Annotated in this window: 29 protein-coding genes and 1 tRNA gene; 21 read left to right on the forward strand and 9 right to left on the reverse strand. The window is 59.3% G+C overall.

Annotation, left to right across the window (positions count from 1 at the left end):
• Nucleotides 1–95 precede the first annotated feature (95 nt).
• Entirely contained in the window at nt 96–260 is a 165-nt protein-coding gene (locus ELQ88_RS34095) for a hypothetical protein (RefSeq protein ID WP_161599956.1), read from the reverse strand.
• 110 nt (nt 261–370) lie between these two features.
• On the opposite strand from ELQ88_RS34095, the gene ELQ88_RS12205 reads away from it, so the two are divergent.
• On the forward strand, nt 371–565 hold the full coding sequence (locus tag ELQ88_RS12205; protein WP_138965272.1) for a hypothetical protein: 195 nt from the start codon (nt 371–373) through the stop codon (nt 563–565).
• 47 nt (nt 566–612) lie between these two features.
• On the opposite strand, the gene ELQ88_RS12210 is transcribed toward ELQ88_RS12205, so the two are convergent.
• Nucleotides 613–1365, reverse strand: a complete 753-nt coding sequence (locus tag ELQ88_RS12210) for a carbonic anhydrase (protein ID WP_128870616.1) — start codon at nt 1363–1365, stop codon at nt 613–615.
• Nucleotides 1366–1580: 215 nt separating this feature from the next.
• Between ELQ88_RS12210 and ELQ88_RS12215 the strand changes: the two genes are divergently transcribed.
• Nucleotides 1581–2036 carry a DUF2214 family protein gene (locus ELQ88_RS12215; protein ID WP_138965275.1) on the forward strand — a complete coding sequence of 152 codons (456 nt, stop codon included), beginning with the start codon at nt 1581–1583 and terminating at the stop codon, nt 2034–2036.
• A 210-nt stretch (nt 2037–2246) separates the two neighbouring features.
• On the opposite strand, the gene csrA is transcribed toward ELQ88_RS12215, so the two are convergent.
• Complete coding sequence (gene csrA / locus ELQ88_RS12220; RefSeq protein ID WP_008028241.1) at nt 2247–2438, reverse strand: carbon storage regulator CsrA; 192 nt, start codon at nt 2436–2438, stop codon at nt 2247–2249.
• A 250-nt stretch (nt 2439–2688) separates the two neighbouring features.
• Here csrA and ELQ88_RS12225 point away from each other — a divergent pair, with 250 nt between their 5' ends.
• A complete protein-coding gene (locus tag ELQ88_RS12225; protein ID WP_128870614.1) occupies nt 2689–3054 on the forward strand; it encodes an SPOR domain-containing protein in 366 nt (121 codons plus the stop codon).
• 131 nt (nt 3055–3185) lie between these two features.
• Here the strand turns inward: ELQ88_RS12225 and ELQ88_RS12230 are convergent, their stop codons facing one another.
• From ELQ88_RS12230 to ELQ88_RS12240, 3 genes are all read right to left on the reverse strand, one after another.
• Entirely contained in the window at nt 3186–3875 is a 690-nt protein-coding gene (locus ELQ88_RS12230) for an endonuclease I family protein (protein WP_128870613.1), read from the reverse strand.
• 4 nt (nt 3876–3879) lie between these two features.
• Nucleotides 3880–4170: a DUF1654 domain-containing protein gene (locus ELQ88_RS12235; RefSeq protein WP_128870612.1), complete on the reverse strand. Its 291-nt coding sequence runs from the start codon at nt 4168–4170 to the stop codon at nt 3880–3882.
• Between the two features lie 152 nt (nt 4171–4322).
• The gene (locus ELQ88_RS12240) at nt 4323–5414 is read right to left on the reverse strand and encodes an asparaginase (RefSeq protein WP_128870611.1); all 1092 of its coding nucleotides are present in this window, start codon (nt 5412–5414) and stop codon (nt 4323–4325) included.
• 462 nt (nt 5415–5876) lie between these two features.
• Between ELQ88_RS12240 and ELQ88_RS12245 the strand changes: the two genes are divergently transcribed.
• From ELQ88_RS12245 to ELQ88_RS12275, 7 genes are all read left to right on the forward strand, one after another.
• Nucleotides 5877–6833 (forward strand): sugar ABC transporter substrate-binding protein, encoded by a 957-nt coding sequence (locus tag ELQ88_RS12245; protein WP_138965277.1) that lies wholly within the window; start codon nt 5877–5879, stop codon nt 6831–6833.
• Nucleotides 6834–6889: 56 nt separating this feature from the next.
• Nucleotides 6890–8443, forward strand: a complete 1554-nt coding sequence (locus tag ELQ88_RS12250; RefSeq protein WP_138965279.1) for a sugar ABC transporter ATP-binding protein — start codon at nt 6890–6892, stop codon at nt 8441–8443.
• Nucleotides 8440–9417 (forward strand): ABC transporter permease, encoded by a 978-nt coding sequence (locus ELQ88_RS12255; protein ID WP_138965281.1) that lies wholly within the window; start codon nt 8440–8442, stop codon nt 9415–9417. Before ELQ88_RS12250 ends, ELQ88_RS12255 begins: the two co-directional genes overlap by 4 nt.
• A gap of 3 nt (nt 9418–9420) precedes the next feature.
• Entirely contained in the window at nt 9421–10440 is a 1020-nt protein-coding gene (locus ELQ88_RS12260) for a LacI family DNA-binding transcriptional regulator (protein ID WP_138965283.1), read from the forward strand.
• Between the two features lie 86 nt (nt 10441–10526).
• On the forward strand, nt 10527–11444 hold the full coding sequence (gene rbsK, locus ELQ88_RS12265; RefSeq protein WP_138965285.1) for a ribokinase: 918 nt from the start codon (nt 10527–10529) through the stop codon (nt 11442–11444).
• Nucleotides 11441–11845 (forward strand): D-ribose pyranase, encoded by a 405-nt coding sequence (rbsD, locus tag ELQ88_RS12270; protein WP_138965287.1) that lies wholly within the window; start codon nt 11441–11443, stop codon nt 11843–11845. The genes rbsK and rbsD overlap by 4 nt, the downstream gene beginning before the upstream one ends.
• A gap of 59 nt (nt 11846–11904) precedes the next feature.
• On the forward strand, nt 11905–12930 hold the full coding sequence (locus ELQ88_RS12275) for a nucleoside hydrolase (protein ID WP_128870605.1): 1026 nt from the start codon (nt 11905–11907) through the stop codon (nt 12928–12930).
• Nucleotides 12931–12960: 30 nt separating this feature from the next.
• Here the strand turns inward: ELQ88_RS12275 and ELQ88_RS12280 are convergent, their stop codons facing one another.
• Complete coding sequence (locus tag ELQ88_RS12280) at nt 12961–13173, reverse strand: hypothetical protein (protein ID WP_128870604.1); 213 nt, start codon at nt 13171–13173, stop codon at nt 12961–12963.
• Between the two features lie 132 nt (nt 13174–13305).
• On the opposite strand from ELQ88_RS12280, the gene ELQ88_RS12285 reads away from it, so the two are divergent.
• Entirely contained in the window at nt 13306–13611 is a 306-nt protein-coding gene (locus ELQ88_RS12285) for a hypothetical protein (protein ID WP_128870603.1), read from the forward strand.
• A gap of 166 nt (nt 13612–13777) precedes the next feature.
• Nucleotides 13778–14098 carry an I78 family peptidase inhibitor gene (locus tag ELQ88_RS12290; RefSeq protein ID WP_138965289.1) on the forward strand — a complete coding sequence of 107 codons (321 nt, stop codon included), beginning with the start codon at nt 13778–13780 and terminating at the stop codon, nt 14096–14098.
• A 70-nt stretch (nt 14099–14168) separates the two neighbouring features.
• Here ELQ88_RS12290 and ELQ88_RS12295 read toward each other — a convergent pair whose 3' ends face one another.
• Nucleotides 14169–14381 (reverse strand): cold-shock protein, encoded by a 213-nt coding sequence (locus tag ELQ88_RS12295; RefSeq protein WP_003179963.1) that lies wholly within the window; start codon nt 14379–14381, stop codon nt 14169–14171.
• Between the two features lie 292 nt (nt 14382–14673).
• Nucleotides 14674–14976, reverse strand: coding sequence for a hypothetical protein (locus tag ELQ88_RS12300; RefSeq protein ID WP_128870601.1), 303 nt, complete (start codon nt 14974–14976; stop codon nt 14674–14676).
• A 374-nt stretch (nt 14977–15350) separates the two neighbouring features.
• Here ELQ88_RS12300 and thrS point away from each other — a divergent pair, with 374 nt between their 5' ends.
• The 9 genes from thrS to ELQ88_RS12345 all read left to right on the forward strand — a co-directional run bounded on the left by thrS (nt 15351) and on the right by ELQ88_RS12345 (nt 22807).
• A complete protein-coding gene (gene thrS, locus ELQ88_RS12305; RefSeq protein WP_138965291.1) occupies nt 15351–17273 on the forward strand; it encodes a threonine--tRNA ligase in 1923 nt (640 codons plus the stop codon).
• On the forward strand, nt 17273–17824 hold the full coding sequence (infC, locus tag ELQ88_RS12310; RefSeq protein ID WP_169857083.1) for a translation initiation factor IF-3: 552 nt from the start codon (nt 17273–17275) through the stop codon (nt 17822–17824). Before thrS ends, infC begins: the two co-directional genes overlap by 1 nt.
• A 60-nt stretch (nt 17825–17884) precedes the next feature.
• Nucleotides 17885–18079, forward strand: coding sequence for a 50S ribosomal protein L35 (rpmI, locus tag ELQ88_RS12315; RefSeq protein WP_008145659.1), 195 nt, complete (start codon nt 17885–17887; stop codon nt 18077–18079).
• Between the two features lie 28 nt (nt 18080–18107).
• Nucleotides 18108–18464, forward strand: coding sequence for a 50S ribosomal protein L20 (gene rplT / locus ELQ88_RS12320; RefSeq protein ID WP_007905879.1), 357 nt, complete (start codon nt 18108–18110; stop codon nt 18462–18464).
• Between the two features lie 109 nt (nt 18465–18573).
• On the forward strand, nt 18574–19590 hold the full coding sequence (gene pheS, locus ELQ88_RS12325) for a phenylalanine--tRNA ligase subunit alpha (RefSeq protein ID WP_007905876.1): 1017 nt from the start codon (nt 18574–18576) through the stop codon (nt 19588–19590).
• A 26-nt stretch (nt 19591–19616) separates the two neighbouring features.
• The gene (pheT, locus tag ELQ88_RS12330) at nt 19617–21998 is read left to right on the forward strand and encodes a phenylalanine--tRNA ligase subunit beta (RefSeq protein WP_138965293.1); all 2382 of its coding nucleotides are present in this window, start codon (nt 19617–19619) and stop codon (nt 21996–21998) included.
• 3 nt (nt 21999–22001) lie between these two features.
• On the forward strand, nt 22002–22304 hold the full coding sequence (gene ihfA, locus ELQ88_RS12335) for an integration host factor subunit alpha (RefSeq protein WP_002553164.1): 303 nt from the start codon (nt 22002–22004) through the stop codon (nt 22302–22304).
• Nucleotides 22285–22641: a MerR family transcriptional regulator gene (locus ELQ88_RS12340; protein WP_003179985.1), complete on the forward strand. Its 357-nt coding sequence runs from the start codon at nt 22285–22287 to the stop codon at nt 22639–22641. Before ihfA ends, ELQ88_RS12340 begins: the two co-directional genes overlap by 20 nt.
• A gap of 89 nt (nt 22642–22730) precedes the next feature.
• Nucleotides 22731–22807 (forward strand) — tRNA-Pro (locus ELQ88_RS12345).
• The last annotated feature ends 171 nt before the right edge of the window (nt 22808–22978 follow it).

Genomic DNA, 22978 nt, shown 5'->3' on the forward strand with positions numbered 1-22978 from the left:
CGCGTGCCCCGAAGTACTAGAAGTACTAAAGGGAGCGACAAACCCATCAAGGTCACAGATGCAATTTTTGTTGAAAACGGTTTTTTGGCAGGGTGTTACGGATATTTCAATTCTGAAGAAATATATTCGGCTGACTCTTTCGAAATCCTCTCAGTCTCCAGCTTCATCGCCTCGGCTATTTGCCAGGAGATGACGCGCTTGAGTGCGGCTGCAGAGACTTCCTCGACAAGGCCTTGCTCGGCGAGGAAATCGACGCTCATCAAGCTATCGAAGCCGGCCTTTTTTATCGGTCGGATTCTTGTTCAGGAACACGGGCTATCGGCCATTCGGGCGTAAACTAGCCAGGCTACCTCATCAAAAGGAGCCGCATATGATCGCCGATCAAACCAACAAACAGGCCGCTGATGCCCGAACTGTCTGGGATCAGTACTTCTGCGCTGCGTTGATTGCAGAAAGCAACCTGACGGCACCCGTTGTCGGAGGCGCTACGCACGAGGACAGGCAGAACCTGTTGATTGAAAGGGCCAAGGCCCTCGCCGACAAGATGATGGAAAACCGAAAATAACCGGAGCCCAGCCATCGCGCTGGGCTCTTTGCGTCCGGCGTGTCGACTCAGGTGATCAAGTCTACGGTGCCGCTCGCCAGGCGATAGACGCCGCCCACTATCTTCAACGAGCCTTTGCCCAGGGCATCGGTCAGCAAGGGCGAGGCATGTTTCAGGCGCTCCACCGAGTCTTTGACGTTTTGCACGGTGGCGTTTTCCATAAGGCTCCCGGGTTGACTGAGCACTTTCTCGATTGAGGGCTTGAGTGCGTCGGTCAGTTTCGGGATATGGCCAGGGAACACGGTGCGATCCTTGACGGCTTTGATGCCTGCGTCGATGGCGCCGCAGCTTTCGTGCCCGAGTACGAGGATCAAGGGTGCGCCTAGCACCGCGACGGCGTATTCGAGGCTGGCCAGCCCTTCGTCCGTGACGAAGTTGCCCGCGACACGTATGGCGAAAAGATCGCCTCGGGCGGTGTCGAATGCATACTCGGGGGCAATGCGCGAGTCGGAGCAACCCAATACCGCCACGAACGGGTTCTGGCCGGAGACCAGGGCTTCTCGCTCATCCTTGAAGTCATGGGTCTTGGAATCGCCGGCAACATAACGTTGATTGCCTTCCATCAGCCTTTTCAGGGCATTGTCGGGGCTGATCGAGTTTTGCGGTTTGGGGGGAGGGGCGGTTTTCTCGGCAGCCCGGGCGACCTTGTCGGGCAGTGCGCCGGCCAGTAGCAGGGCGCCTGCGCCCAGACCGGCCAGCCGAAGAAACCTACGACGACCACTCGCGATTTGCATAGCGTTTGAATCACATGATTCACACATGATCTTGTGTACTCGGGTCAGTTGGGGTGGGAACGACTTCGCATCAAGCACTGGTGCAGCGACGAGCTGACAGCGCTTGTGGGGTGGAGTCTAGCCGCGATCCGCCGGCAGATTGACGCTATGAGCGCTTGATGAACTTGCTGCGCGATGCACGCCCTCATGACATGCGCTACTACTGAAAGGCTGATTCATTTCGTCCAGACAGGAGTACTTCGATGCTGGCTCACTGGGTTCTGGCGGCGGTTCATCTCTTGGCGTTTGCCCTGGGCTTCTGGGCGGTGCTCTCCCGTGGCACGGCGCTTCGACGCCTGGTTGCCGGGGCCGGGGAGGCTCGCAGTGTATTGATCGCGGACAATCTGTGGGGTCTCTCGGCCGCCGTGCTGTTGGTCACCGGTGGGATGCGCGCCTTTGGCGGGTACGAGAAGGGCGCTGATTATTATCTTCATCAGCCGTTGTTCCACCTCAAAATGACATTTTTCGTGCTTATTCTGTTGCTGGAAGTCGCACCGATGGTGACGCTGATCAAATGGCGCAGGGCGCGGGCGCGAGGCGCGGCGATCGATACCGGCCGTGCGCAGCTGTTTGCTCGGATCAGTCATATCGAAGCGATGCTGGTGTTGCTGATGGTGGTGGCGGCCACGGGTATGGCGCGGGGCGTGACCTTTGGTTAACCGAACGCCAGGGCGCGTTTGTTCGGGGTGAGCCCGAGGCGTCTGGTATTCAGGGTATGAAACAGGATCGGCTTCACGTTCTCGACTGCATCGCCCGTAGGTGCCATGGTCATCGAGAAGGATGTGAGAAATGAAAGGCGATGCGAGGCATGAATCTCTAGCCAGCCATGGTTCCGGGGTGAACGGGCTGGCTACCGACTACAGCAGGACTCAGGACTGTGGCTTGTCCGGGGCGGTCAGGCCAGCCTGGATACGCTGATAAATTTCTTCGCGGTGCACGGCAACGTCTTTCGGAGCGTTGATGCCGATCCTGACTTGCTGGCCGCTAACGCCCAGGATGGTGATCGTAATGTCATCACCAATGTTTATGCTTTCACCGACTTTGCGGGTGAGTATCAGCATGGTCTTCTCCTTGATTGCTTTGTGGGGCACCTGATTCGGACAGTGCAGAGGTCGGTGGTCTATATAGATTAGTGCGAAGTCTCAAAGTTTGGGTGCCTCTTTCTGACGCGCAGATGCTGCATTAATTCCCAAGGTGTAACTATACAGAGGCCGCAACCATGATTCTCGTTGTTTTGAGTCGATTTTGCGGCACTCGGGAAGTATTCATGGATGCTAAAATCTGCGCTTTAGGCATCCAGAGGGAAGCGTTGTGCGCAAAATGGTCTTGGTAATCGCGGTACTGGCACTGGCGGGATGCGGTGAGGGCAAGCGTCCTGACGTGCCAAAGCCGCAGACAACAGCGGCGACCGCACCGGTGGCGGCCTCTGCACCCCAGTGGGATCTGGAGGTGCGAGGCGAAATAACCCAGGCTGTCAGCGACCTCAGCGGCTGGCTGATCGAGCATAGTTTCGTATCCAGTGTCGTCAAGGAAAATGGCAAGACGCGGATTCTGCTCGGGCCATTCAATTCCAGGGCCGAGGCCGAGGCCAAGCAGGCTGAAGTAGCCGCGGCGCTCACCCGGGCGAAAAAACAGAACATCGAATTGCTGGTCGTCGAACACACAGCGCCCCTGTAGGACGCTGCCCCCCTGTAAGGAGCGAGCTTGCTCGCGAAGGCCTCAAGGGCGACGCGTTCATTCAGACGATATGCGTCATCGTTGACGTCCATCGCGAGCAAGCTTGCTCCTACAGCGCCAGCACCGAACGCTTAACCGCACGCCTTCATATCCACCGGGCCGACAAACTCGTTGCCGCGCCCCATCACGCAGCCCACGCTCTGGTTGCGCTGACGTTCCCAGGCCTCGACCGGATAGGTTTTGTTCCAGGCTTCGTACAGTTGCCGATCCTGTTTCGACAGGCGCAAACCATACTGCTTGCTCATGTAGAAGTACGTCCGGGCGATCATGCCGCGAATGGAAGGGCGGGGCATGACCTTCTTCGCCTTGAAGTCGACCTGGGTCAGGCACGAACCGTATTGACCGGTTTGCACCGGCAGCCAGCCGAAACTGAAATTGCTGCGATCGCCGTTCACCTCTCCGATGCTCGGCACCAGGTTATGCAGGTCGGCCTCGGCCTTCTGGTAGACCGGATCGTAGCGCGTGCAGTTCTTGCGCCCGCCTTCTTGCCAGCACTGACGCTGATGGCCGATCTGCCAGGCCGGGACAATGTGTTCCCACTCGATGCGGGACGCACGCTTGGCGTTTTTGCGCGGGACATATCCGCAGGCCGCGAGATTGACCTTGTTGCCGGAGTATTTGCAGCCGCAATAAAACTCGGTGGATTGCGGGGCGTACAACTTCCAGGCGACTTTCTTGGCTTCGCTGAAGGTGCGTGGGGCGCCCGCCTGGGCGCCAAGGGTGATCAACAGAAACAGCAAAGCAAACCAGCGGACACTCATCGACTCAATCTTCCTTCGGCACAACCCAGAAAATCTGCACGCCGCCATCGTCGCGATAAGCGAGGGTGACGTTGTCGTTCTCATCGATTTCTTCGAGCAGCTGTTCCCACTCGTCCACGGGTTCGTCCGGCAGACGGAAGATCAAGGCGGCTTTGGCTTTTTGCGCGGAGGGGGAGTTGATGATTTTCTGCACGCGAAGACCCATGCGTACATAGGTGTCGGGAGAAACAGGGGTAGAGGCCACAGGATTATCCTTATTAAGCTGTACGTGCATACAGTATTTAACTGTAGGCATTTTCGCAACTACTTAAAATTCAAGAAATTCTCTCTGACAGCGGTTTTTCGCTTTTGATGTAGGACGGCGGAGATTTTTATTGGGGTCAAACCACTCGCCAAAAGGGCGAGTGGTGAGCGATGCCCGACCGGAACCGGTCGGGCGAGGGCGCATCAATATTCCCAGAACATCCGTTGCAGCTCTTTGCTGTCGTTGGTCTTGGTCAGCGCGACCATGGCCAGGATGCGAGCCTTCTGCGGGTTCAGGTCGTGGGCCACGACCCAGTCGTACTTGTCGTCAGGCTGTTCGGCGTTGCGCAGCACGAAGCCGCCGGCGTTGACGTGGGAGGAGCGGATGATCTGCACGCCGTCCTTGCGCAAGGCCTGCAGGGCTGGCACCACCCGCGAAGAGACCGAGCCGTTGCCGGTGCCGGCGTGGATGATGGCTTTGGCGCCCGACTGCGCCAGGGCTTTGTAGGCGGTATCGCTGACGTTGCCGTAGGAGTAGGCGATTTCGACGTTCGGCAGGCTCTCGATGGTTTTGATGTCGAATTCCGAATCCATGGTGTGGCGCTTGGCCGGCAGGCGGAACCAGTAGGATTTGCCTTCCACGACCATGCCCAGTGGGCCCCAGGCGCTTTTAAACGCTTCGGTCTTGATGTTGATCATCTTGCTGACGTCGCGACCCGACTGGATTTCGTCGTTCATGGTCACCAGTACGCCTTTGCCTCGCGCTTCCTTGCTGCTGGCCACGGCCACGGCGTTGTACAGGTTGAGCATGCCGTCGGCAGACATTGCGGTGCCCGGGCGCATGGAGCCGACGACGATGATCGGCTTGTCGGTTTTTTCCACCAGGTTCAGGAAGTAGGCGGTTTCTTCCAGGGTGTCGGTGCCGTGGGTGATGACGATGCCATCGACGTCGTTGCTGTCGGCCAGCTCAGCGACACGCCGGCCCAGTTGCAGCAGGTTGTCGTTGGTGATGCTTTCGGAGGCGATCTGCATGACCTGTTCGCCTCGAACGTTGGCCAGCTGGCTCAGCTCCGGGACCCCGGCGATCAATTGTTCGATGCCGACTTTCGCCGCCTGGTAGGTCGCGCTATTGGCTGCGCTGGCACCGGCGCCGGCAATGGTGCCGCCCGTGGCCAGGATCACCACGTTGGCCAGTTTCTGTTGGGTCTGCGCTTCTTCTTTCGCCTGAAGGGCGGTGGGCAGGAGTAGCAGGAGGGCCAGGGCGCCCGGGACCAAGGTCTTGAAAACAGATGTCATTATTTTTCTCTCTTGTAGTCAGACGGTGCTGATGCAGGTTCATCTAGATACGCCCCAAGGCGAGCTGAACGCTGGGGTTTACCAGAGGGAGCAGGATTCATACCAGACATGCCTTGTATCGGTAATAACTCGTAACCTAATGATTTTTATCATTAATTTTTAAACATTTTTAAACTAGCCAGCATTGGGTCGTCCGGATTTCCGAACGGCTGTGGCATTCGTGTTCGGCTCTCCGAGCGCCCGACCCCGGTTGGCATTGCCGATTTACCAGAATGCCTGTCTCTGCCATGCAAAATCACCAAACAGCGCTAGGCCGTCGTTGACAAATGTCGGCAGCATTCGCATAGTCCGGTTAACGCAAACGTTTGCGCCGCACTGCCGATGGCTTGATCAGCGGCGAGCGCGATGACCCTGTGCCAGTGCAAGCGTTGCTCACCATAATCATAAGATCGGAGTGAAACCATGAAGCTGCCATTCGCTGGACGTCTTCTTGCTGTCGCTATGCTGGCTGCCGCATCCGCCGCGTTGCCTGTCTCTTCGGCGTTCGCCGAAACCGCTGAAAAACCTAAAGTCGCACTGGTCATGAAATCCCTGGCCAACGAATTCTTCCTGACCATGGAAGACGGCGCCAAGGCCTACCAGAAAGACCATTCCGGCGAGTTCGAGCTGATCTCCAATGGCATCAAGGACGAAACGGATACGGCGAACCAGATCCGGATCGTCGAGCAGATGATCGTGTCCAGGGTCAATGCGCTGGTCATCGCGCCAGCGGACTCCAAAGCCATGGTGCCGGTGATCAAGAAAGCGATGGATGCCGGCATCACCGTGGTCAACATCGATAATCAGCTGGACCCGGCGGTGGTCAAAAGCAAAAACATCACGGTGCCGTTCGTAGGCCCGGATAACCGCAAAGGCGCGCGCCTGGTGGGTGAGTACCTGGCGAAACAGCTGAAGGCCGGTGACGAAGTCGGCATCATCGAAGGTGTCTCCACCACGACCAACGCCCAGGCCCGCACCGCAGGCTTCAAGGATGCGATGGACGCGGCGCAGATCAAGGTCGTCTCCTTGCAGTCCGGTGATTGGGAAATCAACAAGGGCAACCAGGTTGCCGCCTCCATGCTCAGCGAATACCCGAACATCAAGGCCTTGCTGGCGGGCAACGACAGCATGGCCGTCGGCGCGGTGTCTGCCGTGCGTGCCGCCGGCAAGGCCGGCAAGGTACAAGTGGTCGGCTACGACAACATCAACGCCATCAAGCCCATGCTCAAGGACGGTCGCGTGCTGGCCACCGCCGACCAGTTCGCGGCCAGGCAGGCGGTGTTCGGCATCGAGACCGCGCTGAAGATCATCAAGGGTGAGAAAGTCGACAGCGGCGTCAATGGCGTCATTGAAACGCCGGTAGAGCTGGTGACCCAGTAGTCCTTCTGGCGCCACAAACTGTGCTCGCCCATCCGGGCGGGCACATGGAGAGTTTTATGTCAGTTTTCGCCCCGAACGCTGTCCTCTCGGTCAGCGGCATCGGCAAGACTTACGCGCAACCGGTCCTGACCGGCATCGACCTGACGCTGCTGCGCGGTGAAGTGCTGGCCCTGACCGGCGAGAACGGCGCCGGCAAAAGCACGCTGTCGAAAATCATTGGCGGGCTGGTGGCGCCGACCACCGGCCAGATGCAGTTTCAGGGCCAGGATTATCGCCCCGGCAGCCGGACCCAGGCCGAAGACCTGGGCATCCGCATGGTCATGCAGGAGCTCAATCTGCTGCCGACCCTGTCGGTGGCGGAAAACCTGTTTCTGCACAATCTGCCCAGCCAGGGTGGCTGGATCAGCCGCAAGCAATTGCGCAAGGCGGCGATCGCGGCCATGGCCCAGGTCGGGCTCGACGCCATCGACCCCGACACCCTGGTCGGCGAACTCGGCATCGGCCACCAGCAAATGGTCGAGATCGCGCGCAACCTGATCGGCGACTGCCATGTGCTGATTCTCGACGAGCCGACCGCGATGCTCACCGCCCGCGAAGTCGAAATGCTGTTCGAGCAGATCACCCGCCTGCAGGCGCGCGGCGTCTCGATCATCTACATTTCCCATCGCCTCGAAGAACTGGCACGGGTCGCCCAGCGCATCGCGGTATTGCGCGACGGCAACCTGGTCTGCGTCGAGCCGATGGCCAATTACAACAGTGAGCAGCTGGTTACCTTGATGGTCGGTCGTGAACTCGGCGAACAGATCGACATGGGCCCGCGCCAGATCGGCGCGCCAGCGTTGACGGTCACCGGCCTGACCCGTTCCGACAAGGTTCGCGACGTGTCCTTCGAAGTGCGGGCCGGCGAGATCTACGGGATTTCCGGTTTGATCGGGGCAGGGCGCACCGAGTTGCTGCGCCTGATCTTCGGCGCTGATACGCCGGACAGCGGCAGCGTGGCACTGGGCTCGCCGGCGCGGGTCGTCAGTATCCGTTCGCCGGCGGATGCGGTCGGTCACGGCATCGCCCTGATCACCGAAGACCGCAAGGGCGAAGGCCTGCTGCTGACCCAATCGATCAGCGCCAATATCGCCCTGGGCAATATGCCGGTGATTTCCAGCGGCGGCTTCGTCAAAAACACTGACGAGATCGCCCTGGCCCAGCGTCAGATCGACGCCATGCACATCCGCAGTTCCAGTCCCACCCAGTTGGTCTCCGAGTTGTCCGGCGGCAACCAGCAGAAAGTCGTGATCGGTCGCTGGCTGGAGCGCGACTGCTCGGTGATGCTGTTCGATGAGCCGACCCGCGGCATCGACGTCGGCGCCAAGTTCGACATCTATGCCTTGCTCGGCGAGTTGACCCGTCAGGGCAAGGCGCTGGTGGTGGTGTCCAGCGACCTGCGCGAACTGATGCTGATCTGCGACCGCATCGGCGTGCTCTCGGCGGGGCGTCTGATCGACACGTTCGAGCGTGACAGCTGGACCCAGGATGACTTGCTCGCCGCCGCATTCGCCGGCTATCAAAAACGTGATGCGCTGCTCAACGAAGCAGCGCCGAGGGATCTTTCATGACGACTGCTACGTCCGCCGGCAAACGCAGTGGCAACTTCTATGGCCTCGGTACCTACCTGGGCCTGGCCGGTGCCTTGCTGGCCATGATCGCGCTGTTCTCGGTCCTGAGCAGCCATTTTCTGTCGTACGACACCTTCAGTACCCTGGCCAACCAGATCCCGGACCTGATGGTGCTGGCGGTTGGCATGACGTTCGTGTTGATCATCGGCGGCATCGACCTCTCGGTCGGTTCGGTGCTGGCGCTCGCGGCATCGACGGTCAGCGTGGCGATTCTCGGCTGGGGCTGGAGCGTATTGCCGGCGGCGCTGTTGGGGATGGGCGCCGCGGCGTTGGCGGGAACCATTACCGGTTCGATCACCGTCGCCTGGCGGATCCCGTCGTTCATCGTGTCCCTGGGCGTGCTGGAAATGGCCCGTGGCGTGGCGTATCAGATGACCGGCTCGCGCACGGCCTACATCGGTGACGCCTTCGCCTGGCTGTCCAACCCGATCGTCTTTGGCATTTCGCCGTCGTTCATTATCGCCTTGCTGATCATCGTCATTGCCCAGGCCGTGCTGACCCGTACCGTGTTCGGTCGCTACCTGATCGGCATCGGCACCAACGAAGAGGCGGTGCGCCTGGCCGGGATCAATCCCAAACCCTACAAGATCCTCGTGTTCAGCCTGATGGGGCTGCTGGCCGGTGTCGCCGCGCTGTTTCAGATCTCCCGGCTGGAAGCGGCGGACCCGAATGCCGGCTCCGGCCTGGAGCTGCAAGTGATCGCCGCGGTGGTGATCGGCGGCACCAGCCTGATGGGCGGCCGCGGTTCGGTCATCAGTACCTTCTTCGGCGTACTGATCATTTCGGTACTGGCCGCCGGCCTGGCGCAGATCGGCGCGACCGAACCAACCAAACGCATCATCACCGGCGCGGTCATCGTGGTGGCGGTGGTGCTTGATACTTATCGCAGTCAGCGCGCAAGCCGGCGGACCTGAGTCATGGCAACAATCAAGGATGTGGCAGCGCTGGCGGGAATTTCCTACACCACCGTGTCCCACGTGGTGAACAAGACCCGGCCAGTCAGCGAAGAAGTACGGGTCAAGGTCGAGGCCGCCATCAAGACGCTCGACTACGTGCCCAGTGCGGTGGCCCGCTCGCTCAAGGCGAAAACCACGGCGACCATCGGCCTGTTGGTGCCCAATAGCCTCAACCCGTACTTCGCCGAACTGGCGCGGGGGATCGAGGATTACTGCGAGCGCAATGGCTATTGCGTGATCCTGTGCAATTCCGACGACAACCCGGACAAGCAGCGCAGCTACCTGCGGGTGTTGTTGGAGAAGCGTATCGACGGCTTGATCGTGGCGTCGGCCGGCGGCGATGCGGGGCTGGCGCTAGGCCTGGCGGGCGTGCGCACGCCGATGGTGATCGTCGACCGAGGGCTGGAAGGGGTCGATGCCGACCTGGTGCGCATCGATCACGAGTACGGCGCCTATCTGGCGACGAAGCACCTGCTGGAGTTGGGGCATCGGGACATTGCCACCATCGGCGGTCCGGCAAATACCAGCGTGGCGCAGATGCGCCTGGCCGGTTATTGCCGCGCCTTGCAGGAGGCCGGTGTCACGGTGCCTCGTGAGCGCATGCTGGAAAGCGATTTCACCAGCACCGGCGGCTACAGCGCCGCGGCGATCCTGCTGGAAAACAATCCGCCCAGCGCGATATTTGCCGGCAACGACATGATCGGCATCGGCGTGCTGCGGGCCGCCGCCGAGCGCAATATTCGAGTACCGACTGAACTGTCGGTAATCGGCTTCGACGATATCCAGATCAGCCGGTATGTGTATCCGGCGCTGACCACCGTCGGCCAGTCGATTCTGCAACTGGGCGAGATGGCCGCTGAAGTGCTGTTGCGCCGGATCGCCACACCGGCCATGGCCACTGATCAACGGATCGTGACACCCAGTATTGTCCTGCGCGAATCGACGGCGCCGCTGGCCGGTGTGTTTGACCACTACCGCTGAATCGAAAGCTCTGGAAACCAAAAGCTCTGGAAACCTAAAGCTCTGGAAAACAATAGCTCCGCTGAAACCGAATTGATGAGTGACGTATGCCAGCAAAAGTAGTGGTGATAGGCAGCCTGAACATGGACCTGGTAACCCGGGCACCGCGACTGCCCCGAGGCGGCGAAACGCTGATCGGCCAGTCGTTTGCCACGGTTCACGGTGGCAAGGGCGCGAATCAGGCGGTGGCTGCGGCTAGGCTGGGCGCGCAGGTGTCGATGGTCGGCTGCGTGGGCAGCGACGCCTATGGCGAGCAGCTGCGCGGGGCGCTGTTGGCCGAGCAGATCGATTGCCAGGCGGTCAGCGTGGTTGACGATTCCAGCGGCGTGGCGTTGATCGTGGTCGACGACAACAGCCAGAACGCGATCGTGATCGTCGCCGGGGCCAACGGCGCGCTGACGCCAGCAGTGATCGACCGTTTCGACCCGGTGCTGCAGGCGGCGGATGTGCTCATCTGCCAGCTGGAAGTGCCGGATGCCACGGTCGGCCATGCACTCAAGCGCGGCCGCGAATTGGGCAAGACCACGATTCTCAACCCGGCGCCGGCCAGTCGCCCGCTACCGGCGGACTGGTACGCGGCCATCGATTACCTGATTCCCAACGAAAGCGAGGCCTCGGCGCTCAGCGGTCTGCCCGTGGACTCCCTGGCCAGCGCCGAAACGGCCGCCGCCCGCTTGCTCGCCCTGGGTGCCGCCAAGGTGATCATCACCCTCGGTGCGCAGGGCTCGCTGTTTGCCAACGGCAGCGGCTTCGAACATTTTCCGGCACTGCAGGTAAAGGCTGTCGATACCACCGCGGCCGGCGACACCTTCGTCGGTGGTTTCGCCGCAGCACTGGCGGCCGGCAAAAGCGAAGCCGAAGCGATCCGCTTCGGTCAGGTCGCTGCGGCGCTGTCGGTGACCCGTGCCGGTGCGCAACCCTCGATTCCCACCTTGTCCGACGTACAGGCCTTCAAAACACCATGAAGAAGACACCGTTGCTCAACGTCGCCCTGTCGCGACTGATCGCCTCCCTGGGCCATGGCGACCGGGTGGTGATTGGCGATGCCGGCCTGCCGGTGCCACCGGGCGTCGAGCTGATCGACCTGGCGCTGACCCACGGCATTCCGGATTTCGTCAGCACCTTGAAGGTGGTGCTCAGCGAAATGCAGGTCGAAAGCCACGTACTGGCCCAGGAGATCCTGCACAGGAAACCCTCGACACTGGCGACCCTGGATGAACTGGACGCCGAAGGTGCGCTGGGACGGCGTGAGCTGCTCAGCCATGACCAATTCAAGATCCTCAGCCGCCAGGCGCGGGCGATTGTTCGCACCGGCGAATGCCAGCCGTACTGCAACATCATTCTGGTGGCCGGGGTTACATTCTAACGGCCACGTTTTGACGGCCACGTTTTAACGTTTGAATCTTCATGCACAAGGAGTGCGCCATGTACCGCTATGCTCAGAAACTGCACCTGCTACGGAGTCTTCTGCTTTTGTCCCTGATGACCGCAACAAGCGCCCAGGCGGCGCAAAGGATCGACCTGATCATCGACACCGACCCCGGTGCCGACGATGTGGTGGCCTTGCTGTTTGCCCTGGCCTCGCCGCAAGAACTGAACATTCGGGCGCTGACCACCGTCGCCGGCAATGTGCGCCTGGACAAGACTTCGCGCAATGCGCGGCTGGCCCGCGAGTGGGCAGGGCGCGAGGAGGTGCCGGTGTACGCCGGCGCGCCGAAACCGCTGATGCGCACGCCGATCTACGCCGAGGACATCCATGGCAAGGAAGGCTTGTCGGGTGTCGCCGTCCACGAGCCGAAGGCGGGCCTGGCCGAAGGCAACGCGGTCAACTACCTGATCGAGACCTTGAAGGCCGCCAAGCCCCACAGCATCACCATCGCCATGCTCGGTCCGCAGACCAACCTGGCGTTGGCCTTGATCCAGGAGCCCGCTATCGTCCAGGGCATCAAGGAGGTGGTGGTCATGGGCGGGGCGCACTTCAACGGCGGCAATATCACCCCGGTGGCCGAGTTCAACCTGTTCGCCGACCCGCAGGCCGCGGAGGTCGTGCTCAAGAGTGGCGTGAAGCTCATCTACCTGCCGCTGGACGTGACCCACAAGATTCTCACCAGCGAGGCACGCCTGAAGCAGATCGCGGCAATCGACAACACTGCCAGCAAACTGGTGAGCGATATTCTCAATGAGTACATCAAGGGCGACATGGAGCACTACGGCCTTGCGGGTGGCCCGGTGCATGACGCCACGGTGATCGCCTACCTGCTCAAGCCCGAGCTGTTCACCGGTCGTTCAGTGAACGTGGTGGTCGATAGCCGCGAAGGCCCGACTTTCGGCCAGACCATCGTCGACTGGTATGACGGCCTGGGTGCGCCAAAGAATGCCTTCTGGGTTGAAAGCGGCGACGCCCAAGGCTTTTTCGACCTGCTGACCGAGCGCCTGGCGCGCCTGAAATAAGCGGCTAGCCGCAGGTGCCAGCCTGCGGACTCAGTTCCTCGCTGTTTGCGCGATGCCCAGGTAATTTCCCGGGTACTTTTCGAACACCTGCGTGATGAATGAGCGGGAGGCTTCGGTTCCAAGCTCCTTGACCAATAGATCGATCGCAATGATTGCCAACTCTTCCGGGCTGCCGGGGCTATAGGAGCTATGGCCCTGTGGCCAGCTGGCTTTGATGTCGGCGTCGATGCGTACGGTGGTCATGAGGGGGCTCGTGAATTGGGGAAAGTCTGAGTGTGAAGTTAACCATTTTGCGCGACGTTTGGCACTCCGACTTAGGCATGAGGGGAGGGCTATGCGACACTTGGCCTTTGATGGATTTTCAAGGACCGTGCTGTGCAGATCGATTTGAACACTCCTGACGGCTTGACCCTTGAAGCCGTGCGCCAGCTGCTGGCCTCTGCCAGCGATGATGAGCACACGCAACTGCGGGTCACCAAGGGCGGCATCGCCTACATTTCGTCGGGCGTCGTGGGGGGCACCGATATCGACGGATTATTGTTTCGCCTGGAAACCTGGGCCAAGGGCTCCGGTTATGTCGGGCGTGTCGCGGCCAGCGACGAGGTCTGGGTCATGCAGATCTTCAATGCGCTGAAACAGAACTGGCCCAATCCGCCCTTCGACTACATCGATGTCTATTGAGACTTGTTCATATTCAGTCATGATTACGCGGTGGACAGCCGGCGATGCTCAGGCAAACTCGCCGCTTTTCATGATCGAGGGCAGGGTGCTATTACGCCCTGGGAAACCAAACGCCAGATTGGCGGTCGCACGATCTCAGCTCAACTATTGAAAAAAAGGAGGCTTCATGCCTTGGAAGCTCGCGTCATTGGGTACTTTGCTGGCCGCTGCCATGTTGGCCGGTTGCAGCACTACCTCCACCGAGTCGACAACTGACCCTGCCACGACCAGTGACACGGGGTACAACCGTTGTGAGGCAAAAGCTGCCGAATTCGCCATTGGCAAAAAAGCTTCGCCCGAACTGCTGGAGCAGGCGCGTACCCGCGCAGGCGCACAGAACGCACGTTTCCTGCTGCCCTCCGACATGGTGACGCTGGAGTATCGCTCCGATCGCCTGAACCTGAACACCGATGCCAGTCGGGTGGTCACCCGCGTCAACTGCGGCTGATCGCTGCGCTTTTGTTGCGCCCATAAAAAACCCCGTCACATGGACGGGGTTTTTTTAGTGCGCCAGAAACTTACTCTGGGCGGACTTGTGCAGCTTGCATACCCTTTTGGCCTTTCTCAGCCACGAAGGAAACGGTCTGGCCTTCTTTCAGGCTTTTGAAACCGTCGCTTTCGATAGCTTTGAAGTGTACGAACAGGTCGTCACCGCCACCTTGAGGAGTGATGAAGCCGAAGCCTTTTTCATCGTTGAACCATTTAACGGTGCCGGTTTGGCGATTAGACATGGTGTATCTCCAAGAAACATATATTTTCAGTAGTGCTGTGCTGCTCAGGCCAACTGGGCACACCGGGGTATCATAGTCGAAATGTTCGCTTTGGGAGCCCCCCGGACGTGCTGTTTGTCCTACAGTAGCGCATTCTTTGTTGCTTTGTATGGCTGAAAGCCCCGGTTTAAAAGGCTTTCAGCCGAAAGTAAAGACGATAAAAAAACCTGTAAAACCTGAAAAAATCATCGGAAAAAACCCGTTCCGGGGGCTTTTCATCGTCGATCGAGGCCTCGAAAGCCGTCAGTCAGGCTTACTTTTTCGCCTTGGAATCGGGCTTGCAGGCGGCAATCTTGGTCAGCGCTTTTTGTTTCAGGGCGTCGCTGGCGGTGTTGTCCATCAGTGACTGAATGTCAGCCGCCGGGTAAGACTTGATCGCGTCAGCCCCGCAAGCACAGTGAGATTTCGCTGCGGCCGCGCCGATCTGAGGGGTGGCTGCCTCGGTGCACTGAGCCATGTATTTCTCGCGCTCGCCCTTAGGCCAATCGGCATGGGCGGCCAGTGGCAGCAGCAGGACGACGGGGGCGATTACCGCGAATAAACGATTCAGACGCATGCTCGGATGCTCCTTGTGGGTCAATGTCTTGTTATCTGAGGGGTAAAGCGGGGTTCAAGTTCAGCACTCTGGCATAAAATCCGCTGATTTGCCCCCGTAGCGGTCTGGCTGCGGCGACGACCGTTCATCTGTGCTAGCATGCCTCGCTCGGGCTTTTGCAGGCTCCGGATGACTTTCAGTCCCGGTGGCGGCAAAGGCGCGACAAAATCCTGATTTGAATCCCAGTCACTCTGGTTCGGTTTTCCGGTTGGCCGCAAGGCTCCTGCCGCTGTAAGGCAGGCGTTCGTCATTGAATGGCCTGGACCGGATCTTGTACTGGCTCATCCCAACCCACGTGACCTTTGGTAGGGGTCACCACTAGGAGAGGAGGCGCCATGCCAACTATTACTCTTCCCGACGGCAGTCAACGTTCATTCGATCACCCGGTTTCCGTAGCCGAGGTCGCCGCATCCATTGGTGCCGGTCTGGCCAAGGCCACCGTGGCCGGCAAGGTCGATGGCAAGCTGGTCGACGCCAGCGACATCATCAGCGCCGATGCTACGCTGCAAATCATCACGCCAAAGGATGAAGAGGGGCTGGAGATCATTCGCCACTCTTGCGCCCACCTGGTCGGCCACGCGGTCAAGCAGCTGTACCCGACGGCCAGGATGGTCATCGGCCCGGTCATCGACGAAGGCTTCTATTACGACATCGCCTTTGAACGTCCCTTCACCCCGGACGACCTGGCCGCCATCGAACAGCGCATGCAACAGCTGATCGAAAAAGATTACGACGTGATCAAGAAAGTCACTCCGCGCGCCGAAGTGATCGAAGTGTTCACGGCCCGCGGCGAAGACTACAAGCTGCGCCTGGTCGAGGACATGCCGAACGAGCAGGCCATGGGCCTGTACTATCACGAAGAATACGTCGACATGTGCCGCGGTCCGCACGTGCCGAACACACGCTTCCTGAAATCCTTCAAGCTGACCAAGCTGTCCGGCGCCTACTGGCGTGGCGATGCCAAGAACGAGCAATTGCAGCGCGTCTACGGCACCGCCTGGGCCGACAAGAAGCAGCTGGCGGCTTACATCCAGCGCATCGAAGAAGCCGAGAAGCGCGATCACCGCAAGATCGGCAAGCGCCTGGGCCTGTTCCACACCCAGGAAGAGTCGCCGGGCATGGTGTTCTGGCACCCGAACGGCTGGACCTTGTACCAGGTGCTCGAGCAGTACATGCGCAAGGTGCAGCGCGACAACGGTTACCTGGAGATCAAGACGCCGCAAGTCGTTGACCGCAGCCTGTGGGAGAAATCCGGGCACTGGGCCAACTACGGCGACAACATGTTCACCACCCAGTCGGAAAACCGCGACTACGCGATCAAGCCGATGAACTGCCCGTGCCACGTGCAGGTGTTCAACCAGGGCCTGAAAAGCTACCGCGAGTTGCCGATGCGCCTGGCCGAATTCGGTGCTTGCCACCGTAACGAGCCATCGGGTGCGCTGCACGGCATCATGCGCGTGCGTGCGTTCACCCAGGACGACGCCCACATCTTCTGCACCGAAGAGCAGATGCAGGCCGAATCCGCGGCGTTCATCAAGCTGACCATGGACGTTTATGCCGACTTCGGCTTCAAAGACGTCGAGATGAAACTGTCCACTCGTCCGGAAAAACGCGTCGGTTCCGACGAATTGTGGGATCGCGCCGAAGCGGCATTGGCTGCAGCCCTTGATAGTGCTGGGCTGCCGTACGATCTGCAGCCAGGCGAAGGTGCGTTCTACGGTCCGAAGATCGAATTCTCGCTGAAAGATTGCCTTGGCCGTGTCTGGCAGTGTGGTACCCTTCAGCTCGATTTTAACCTGCCTGTCCGTCTGGGAGCCGAATACGTCTCCGAAGACAACAGTCGCAAGCACCCGGTGATGTTGCACCGGGCGATCCTGGGCTCCTTCGAACGTTTCGTCGGAATCCTGATCGAGCACTACGAGGGTGCGTTCCCCGCGTGGCTGGCTCCGACCCAGGCAGTGATCATGAATATCACTGATAAACAGGCCGATTTTGCCGCCGAGGTCGAAAAAACCCTCAACGAAAGCGGATTTCGTGCCAAGTCTGACTTGAGAAATGAAAAGATCGGCTTTAAAATCCGCGAGCATACGTTGCTCAAGGTTCCTTATCTCTTGGTTATCGGAGATCGGGAAGTCGAGATGCAGACTGTCGCTGTGCGTACTCGTGAAGGTGCTGACCTGGGCTCGATGCCCGTCGCCCAGTTCGCTGAGTTTCTCGCGCAAGCGGTTTCCCGGCGTGGTCGCCCAGATTCGGAGTAATTACTATTAAGCGTGAAATGAGACAAGATAAACGAGCTGCACCGAAAGCCCCGATCAACGAGAATATCTCGGCACGCGAGGTTCGGTTAATTGGAGCTGAAGGTGAACAGCTTGGGATTGTGTCAATTGAAGACGCGCTTCTTAAGGCTGAAGAGGCCAAACTGGATCTGGTGGAAATTTCCGCCGATGCAGTACCCCCTGTTTGCAAACTGATGGACTACGGCAAATCGATCTTCGAGAAGAAGAAGCAGATTGCCGCGGCCAAGAAAAACCAGAAGCAGATTCAGGTTAAAGAAATCAAGTTTCGTCCAGGGACGGAGGAAGGGGATTACCAGGTAAAACTGCGCAACCTGGTACGTTTCCTGAGTGATGGGGACAGGGCCAAGGTATCCTTGCGATTCCGCGGCCGTGAGATGGCCCACCAGGAGCTGGGGATGGAACTCCTCAAGCGAGTTGAAGGTGACTTGCTCGAGTACGGTTCGGTCGAACAGCATCCTAAGATGGAAGGACGCCAGCTGATCATGGTCATCGCCCCGAAAAAGAAGAAATAATCAATAGGGCACGGCAGGCCTTCTGATTATGTTTATCAACTGAATGCGGAGTATCCGAACATGCCAAAAATGAAAACTAAAAGTGGTGCTGCTAAGCGGTTTCTGAAAACTGCTAACGGTATCAAGCACAAGCACGCTTTCAAGAGCCACATCCTGACTAAAATGTCGACCAAGCGTAAGCGTCAACTGCGCGGTAGCAGCTTGCTGGCACCGTGTGACGTGGCAAAAGTCGAGCGCATGCTGCGCCTTCGTTAATTTTAGTCAAGAATAGAGGAAGTAACTCATGGCTCGTGTAAAGCGTGGCGTCATTGCCCGTAAACGTCACAAAAAAATTCTGAAACTTGCTAAAGGCTACTACGGCGCTCGCTCGCGCGTATTCCGTGTTGCCAAGCAAGCGGTAATCAAGGCAGGCCAATACGCCTACCGTGACCGTCGTCAGAAAAAACGTCAGTTCCGCGCTCTGTGGATCGCTCGTATCAACGCTGGTGCACGTATCAACGGTCTGTCCTACAGCCGTTTCATCGCCGGCCTGAAAAAAGCGTCCATCGAGATCGACCGTAAGGTTCTGGCTGATCTGGCAGTGAACGAAAAAGCGGCGTTTGCTGCGATTGTCGAGAAAGCTAAAGCCACCTTGGCTTAAGTACCCCCGACAGTCACCCGGCCTCACCTCTGTGGGGCCAGGTGTTAAACGTCATAAATAGGGGAAGAGCCTTCAAGCTCTTCCCCTATTTTGTATCTGGAGTCTGTACATGGAAAACCTGGATGCGCTCGTCTCTCAAGCACTAGAGGCTGTGCAAAGCGCTGAAGATATCAATGCCCTGGAGCAAATCCGGGTTCACTACCTTGGCAAGAAGGGCGAATTGACTCAGGTGATGAAGACCCTGGGGAATCTGCCGGCAGAAGAGCGTCCGCAAGTCGGCGCCCTGATCAACGTTGCCAAGGAGCGTGTCACAGAGGTTCTCAATGCGCGCAAGGCACTGTTTGAAGAGGCCGACCTGGCCGCCAAACTGTCCGCCGAGTCCATTGACGTGACCCTGCCTGGCCGCGGCCAGACCTCGGGTGGTCTGCATCCGGTTACTCGCACTCTGGAACGTATCGAACAGTTCTTCACCCACATCGGCTACGGCATCGCCGAAGGCCCTGAGGTCGAAGACGATTACCACAACTTCGAAGCGCTCAACATCCCAGGCCATCACCCGGCCCGGTCGATGCATGACACCTTCTATTTCAATGCCAACATGTTGCTGCGCACCCATACCTCGCCGGTACAGGTCCGCACCATGGAATCGAAACAGCCGCCGATCCGCATCGTCTGCCCAGGCCGTGTGTACCGCAGCGACTCCGATATCACCCACTCGCCGATGTTCCACCAGGTCGAAGGCCTGCTGGTCGATCGCGACATCAATTTCGCCGACCTCAAAGGCACCATCGAAGAGTTCCTGCGCGTGTTCTTCGAAAAAGAACTGGCCGTGCGGTTCCGTCCTTCGTACTTCCCGTTCACCGAGCCATCCGCTGAAGTCGACATGGAATGCGTGATGTGCAGCGGTAAAGGCTGCCGAGTCTGCAAACAGACCGGCTGGCTGGAAGTGATGGGCTGCGGCATGGTTCACCCCAACGTGCTGCGCATGTCCGGGATCGACCCGGAAGAGTTTTCGGGCTTTGCCTTCGGCATGGGCGTTGAGCGTCTGGCCATGCTGCGTTACGGCGTGAACGACTTGCGTCTGTTCTTCGACAACGACTTGCGGTTCCTCGCGCAATTTCGCTAGTCGTAACGAATTCTTAGGAGAGCAGGATGAAATTCAGTGAAAAATGGCTGCGTGCTTGGGTTAGCCCGCAGGTAGGTCGCGACGAGCTGGTTGCCCGTCTGTCGATGGCCGGTCTTGAGGTCGATAGCGTAACGCCGGCCGCCGGCGAATTCACCGGTGTGGTGGTGGGCGAGGTGCTGAGCACCGAGCAGCACCCGGACGCCGACAAGCTGCGCGTGTGCCAGGTCAGCAATGGTTCAGAGACCTTCCAGGTGGTTTGCGGTGCGCCGAACGTGCGCCCGGGCCTGAAGATCCCGTTCGCCATGATCGGTGCCGAACTGCCAGGCGACTTCAAGATCAAGAAAGCCAAGCTGCGCGGCGTCGAGTCCAACGGCATGCTGTGCTCCCAGGCCGAGCTGCAAGTCGGTGAAGGCAACGACGGCCTGATGGAATTGCCGGACGATGCGCCGGTCGGCGAGGACATCCGGGAATACCTGGGCCTGGACGACTCGAGCATCGAGGTCGACCTGACCCCGAACCGCGGCGACTGCCTGTCCCTGGCCGGCCTGGCCCGTGAAGTCGGCGCGCTGTACGCCACCGAAGTCACCCGTCCGGTCATCGCCACCGTGCCGGCCGTGCACGACGAAGTGCGTTCGGTTGAAGTGCTGGCGCCCGCCGCCTGCCCGCGTTACCTGGGTCGCGTGATCCGTAACGTCGACCTGTCCAAGGCGACGCCGCTGTGGATGGTCGAGCGTCTGCGTCGTGCCGACGTGCGCAGCATCGACGCCGCCGTCGACATCACCAACTACGTGATGCTGGAACTGGGTCAACCGCTGCACGCGTTCGATCTCGCCGAAATCAATGGCGGCATCCGCGTGCGCATGGCCGAAGAAGGCGAAAAGCTGGTGTTGCTCGACGGCCAGGAAGTCAGCCTGCGTAGCGACACCCTGGTGATCGCCGACCACACCCGCGCCCTGGCCATCGCCGGCGTCATGGGTGGCGAGCACAGCGGCGTCAACACCGCGACCACCCGCGATGTATTCCTCGAAAGCGCGTTCTTCGACCAGATCGCCGTGGCCGGCAAGGCCCGTTCCTATGGCCTGCACACCGACGCCTCGCACCGCTACGAGCGTGGCGTGGACTGGCAGCTGGCCCGTGAAGCCATGGAGCGCGCCACCGGCCTGCTGCTGGAAATCACTGGCGGCGAAGCCGGCCCGATCATCGAAACCGTCAGCGAGCAGCACCTGCCGAAAATCGCCCCGGTCACCTTGCGTGCCCAGCGCATCACCCAGATGCTCGGCATGGAAATGAACCCGGCCGAAGTCGAGCGCCTGCTCAACGCTTTGGGCTTGACCGTTTCCGCCGACGGGGCAGGGCAGTGGCGCGTAGAAGTGCCAAGCCATCGCTTCGACATCAGCCTGGAAGTCGACCTGATCGAAGAACTGGCCCGCCTGTACGGCTACAACCGTCTGCCGGTTCGCTACCCGCAAGCCCGCCTGGCACCGCAAGCCAAGGCCGAAGCCCGCAGCGACCTGCCTGAGCTGCGCCGTCTGCTGGTGGCCCGTGGTTATCAGGAAGCGATTACCTACAGCTTCATCGATCCGAAACAATTCGAGTTGTTTAATCCAGGTGTCGAACCGCTGCTGCTGGCCAACCCGATCTCCAACGACATGGCCGCCATGCGCTCGTCGCTGTGGCCCGGCCTGGTCAAGGCACTTCAGCACAACCTGAACCGCCAACAGGATCGCGTCCGCCTGTTCGAAAGCGGCCTGCGCTTCGTCGGTCAGCTGGCAGGCCTGAAGCAAGAGCCAATGATCGCGGGCGTAGTCTGCGGCAGCCGCCTGCCGGAAGGTTGGGCGCAAGGTCGCGATGTCGTCGACTTCTTCGACGTCAAGGCCGACGTCGAAGCGGTACTCGGCTTCGCCGGTGCCCTGGATTCGTTCACCTTCGTGCCGGGCCAACACCCTGCATTGCACCCGGGTCAAACCGCGCGCATCGAACGTGAAGGACGCCTGGTCGGCTACGTCGGCGCCATCCACCCCGAACTGTCGAAAACCCTCGGTCTTGACCGTCCGGTCTTCGTCTTCGAGTTGGTTCTGGCCGAAGTGGCATTGGGTAAAATGCCTAAATTCCAGGAGTTATCGCGCTTTCCTGAAGTGCGACGTGACCTGGCGCTGATTGCGCACAAAGACGTCGCGGCCAGCGCCGTACTGGACGTAATCCGTGAGAATGCAGGCGAGTGGCTGACAGACCTCAGGCTATTTGACGTGTATCAGGGTAAAGGCATTGATCCTGATAGAAAAAGCCTTGCAGTCGGCTTGACCTGGCAGCATCCATCGCGCACTCTTAATGACGATGAGGTGAATACCACGACACAAAACATCCTCACCTCGCTCGAACAAAGGTTGAACGCCACGTTAAGGAAGTGACGTATGGGGGCTTTGACGAAAGCTGAGATGGCGGAACGTCTGTATGAAGAGCTGGGCCTGAACAAACGGGAAGCCAAGGAATTGGTCGAACTGTTTTTTGAAGAAATCAGGCACGCGCTCGAAGACAACGAACAGGTCAAATTGTCCGGTTTCGGCAATTTCGACCTGCGGGACAAACGCCAGCGGCCTGGCCGCAATCCGAAAACGGGGGAAGAAATCCCGATCACGGCGCGCCGTGTGGTCACCTTTCGTCCAGGGCAGAAGTTGAAGGCCCGAGTTGAGGCTTATGCTGGAACCAAGTCATAACGACGAGCTACCCGTCATCCCCGGCAAACGCTACTTCACCATCGGTGAAGTCAGCGAGCTGTGCGCCGTAAAGCCGCACGTGCTGCGCTACTGGGAGCAGGAGTTTCCTCAACTCAACCCCGTCAAACGCCGCGGAAACCGCCGGTATTATCAGCGCCAGGACGTGCTGATGATCCGGCAGATCCGCGCACTCCTTTACGATCAGGGGTTCACCATCGGCGGCGCACGCTTGCGTTTGTCCGGCGATGAAGCCAAAGATGACACCACCCAGTACAAACAGATGATCCGGCAGATGATTGCCGAGTTGGAAGACGTGCTGGTTGTACTCAAGAAATAAATTTCTGCTTTTAAATACTTCCAGTTTTCAAAAGCTTGGGATATATTCTTGAGCGTTCCTCGAGATGAGGAATGAGATTCACGCCTAGTCGGGGCGTAGCGCAGTCCGGTAGCGCACTAGCATGGGGTGCTAGGGGTCGAGTGTTCGAATCACTCCGTCCCGACCATATAAATCAAGGGGTTGCGAGTTTTTATCTCGCGACCCCTTTTTATTTTATTGCGTTTTTACCCCTACAAAACGACTGGCTCTTAGTGGAATCTGCACGGATATTGCGGACTCCAATCGGCGCATTTCCGGTGCTTTTTTGGGATTGGTGGCTACGTTTTTCCGGACTACC

The organism is Pseudomonas sp. MPC6 (assembly GCF_006094435.1).
Taxonomy (GTDB): Bacteria; Pseudomonadota; Gammaproteobacteria; order Pseudomonadales; family Pseudomonadaceae; genus Aquipseudomonas.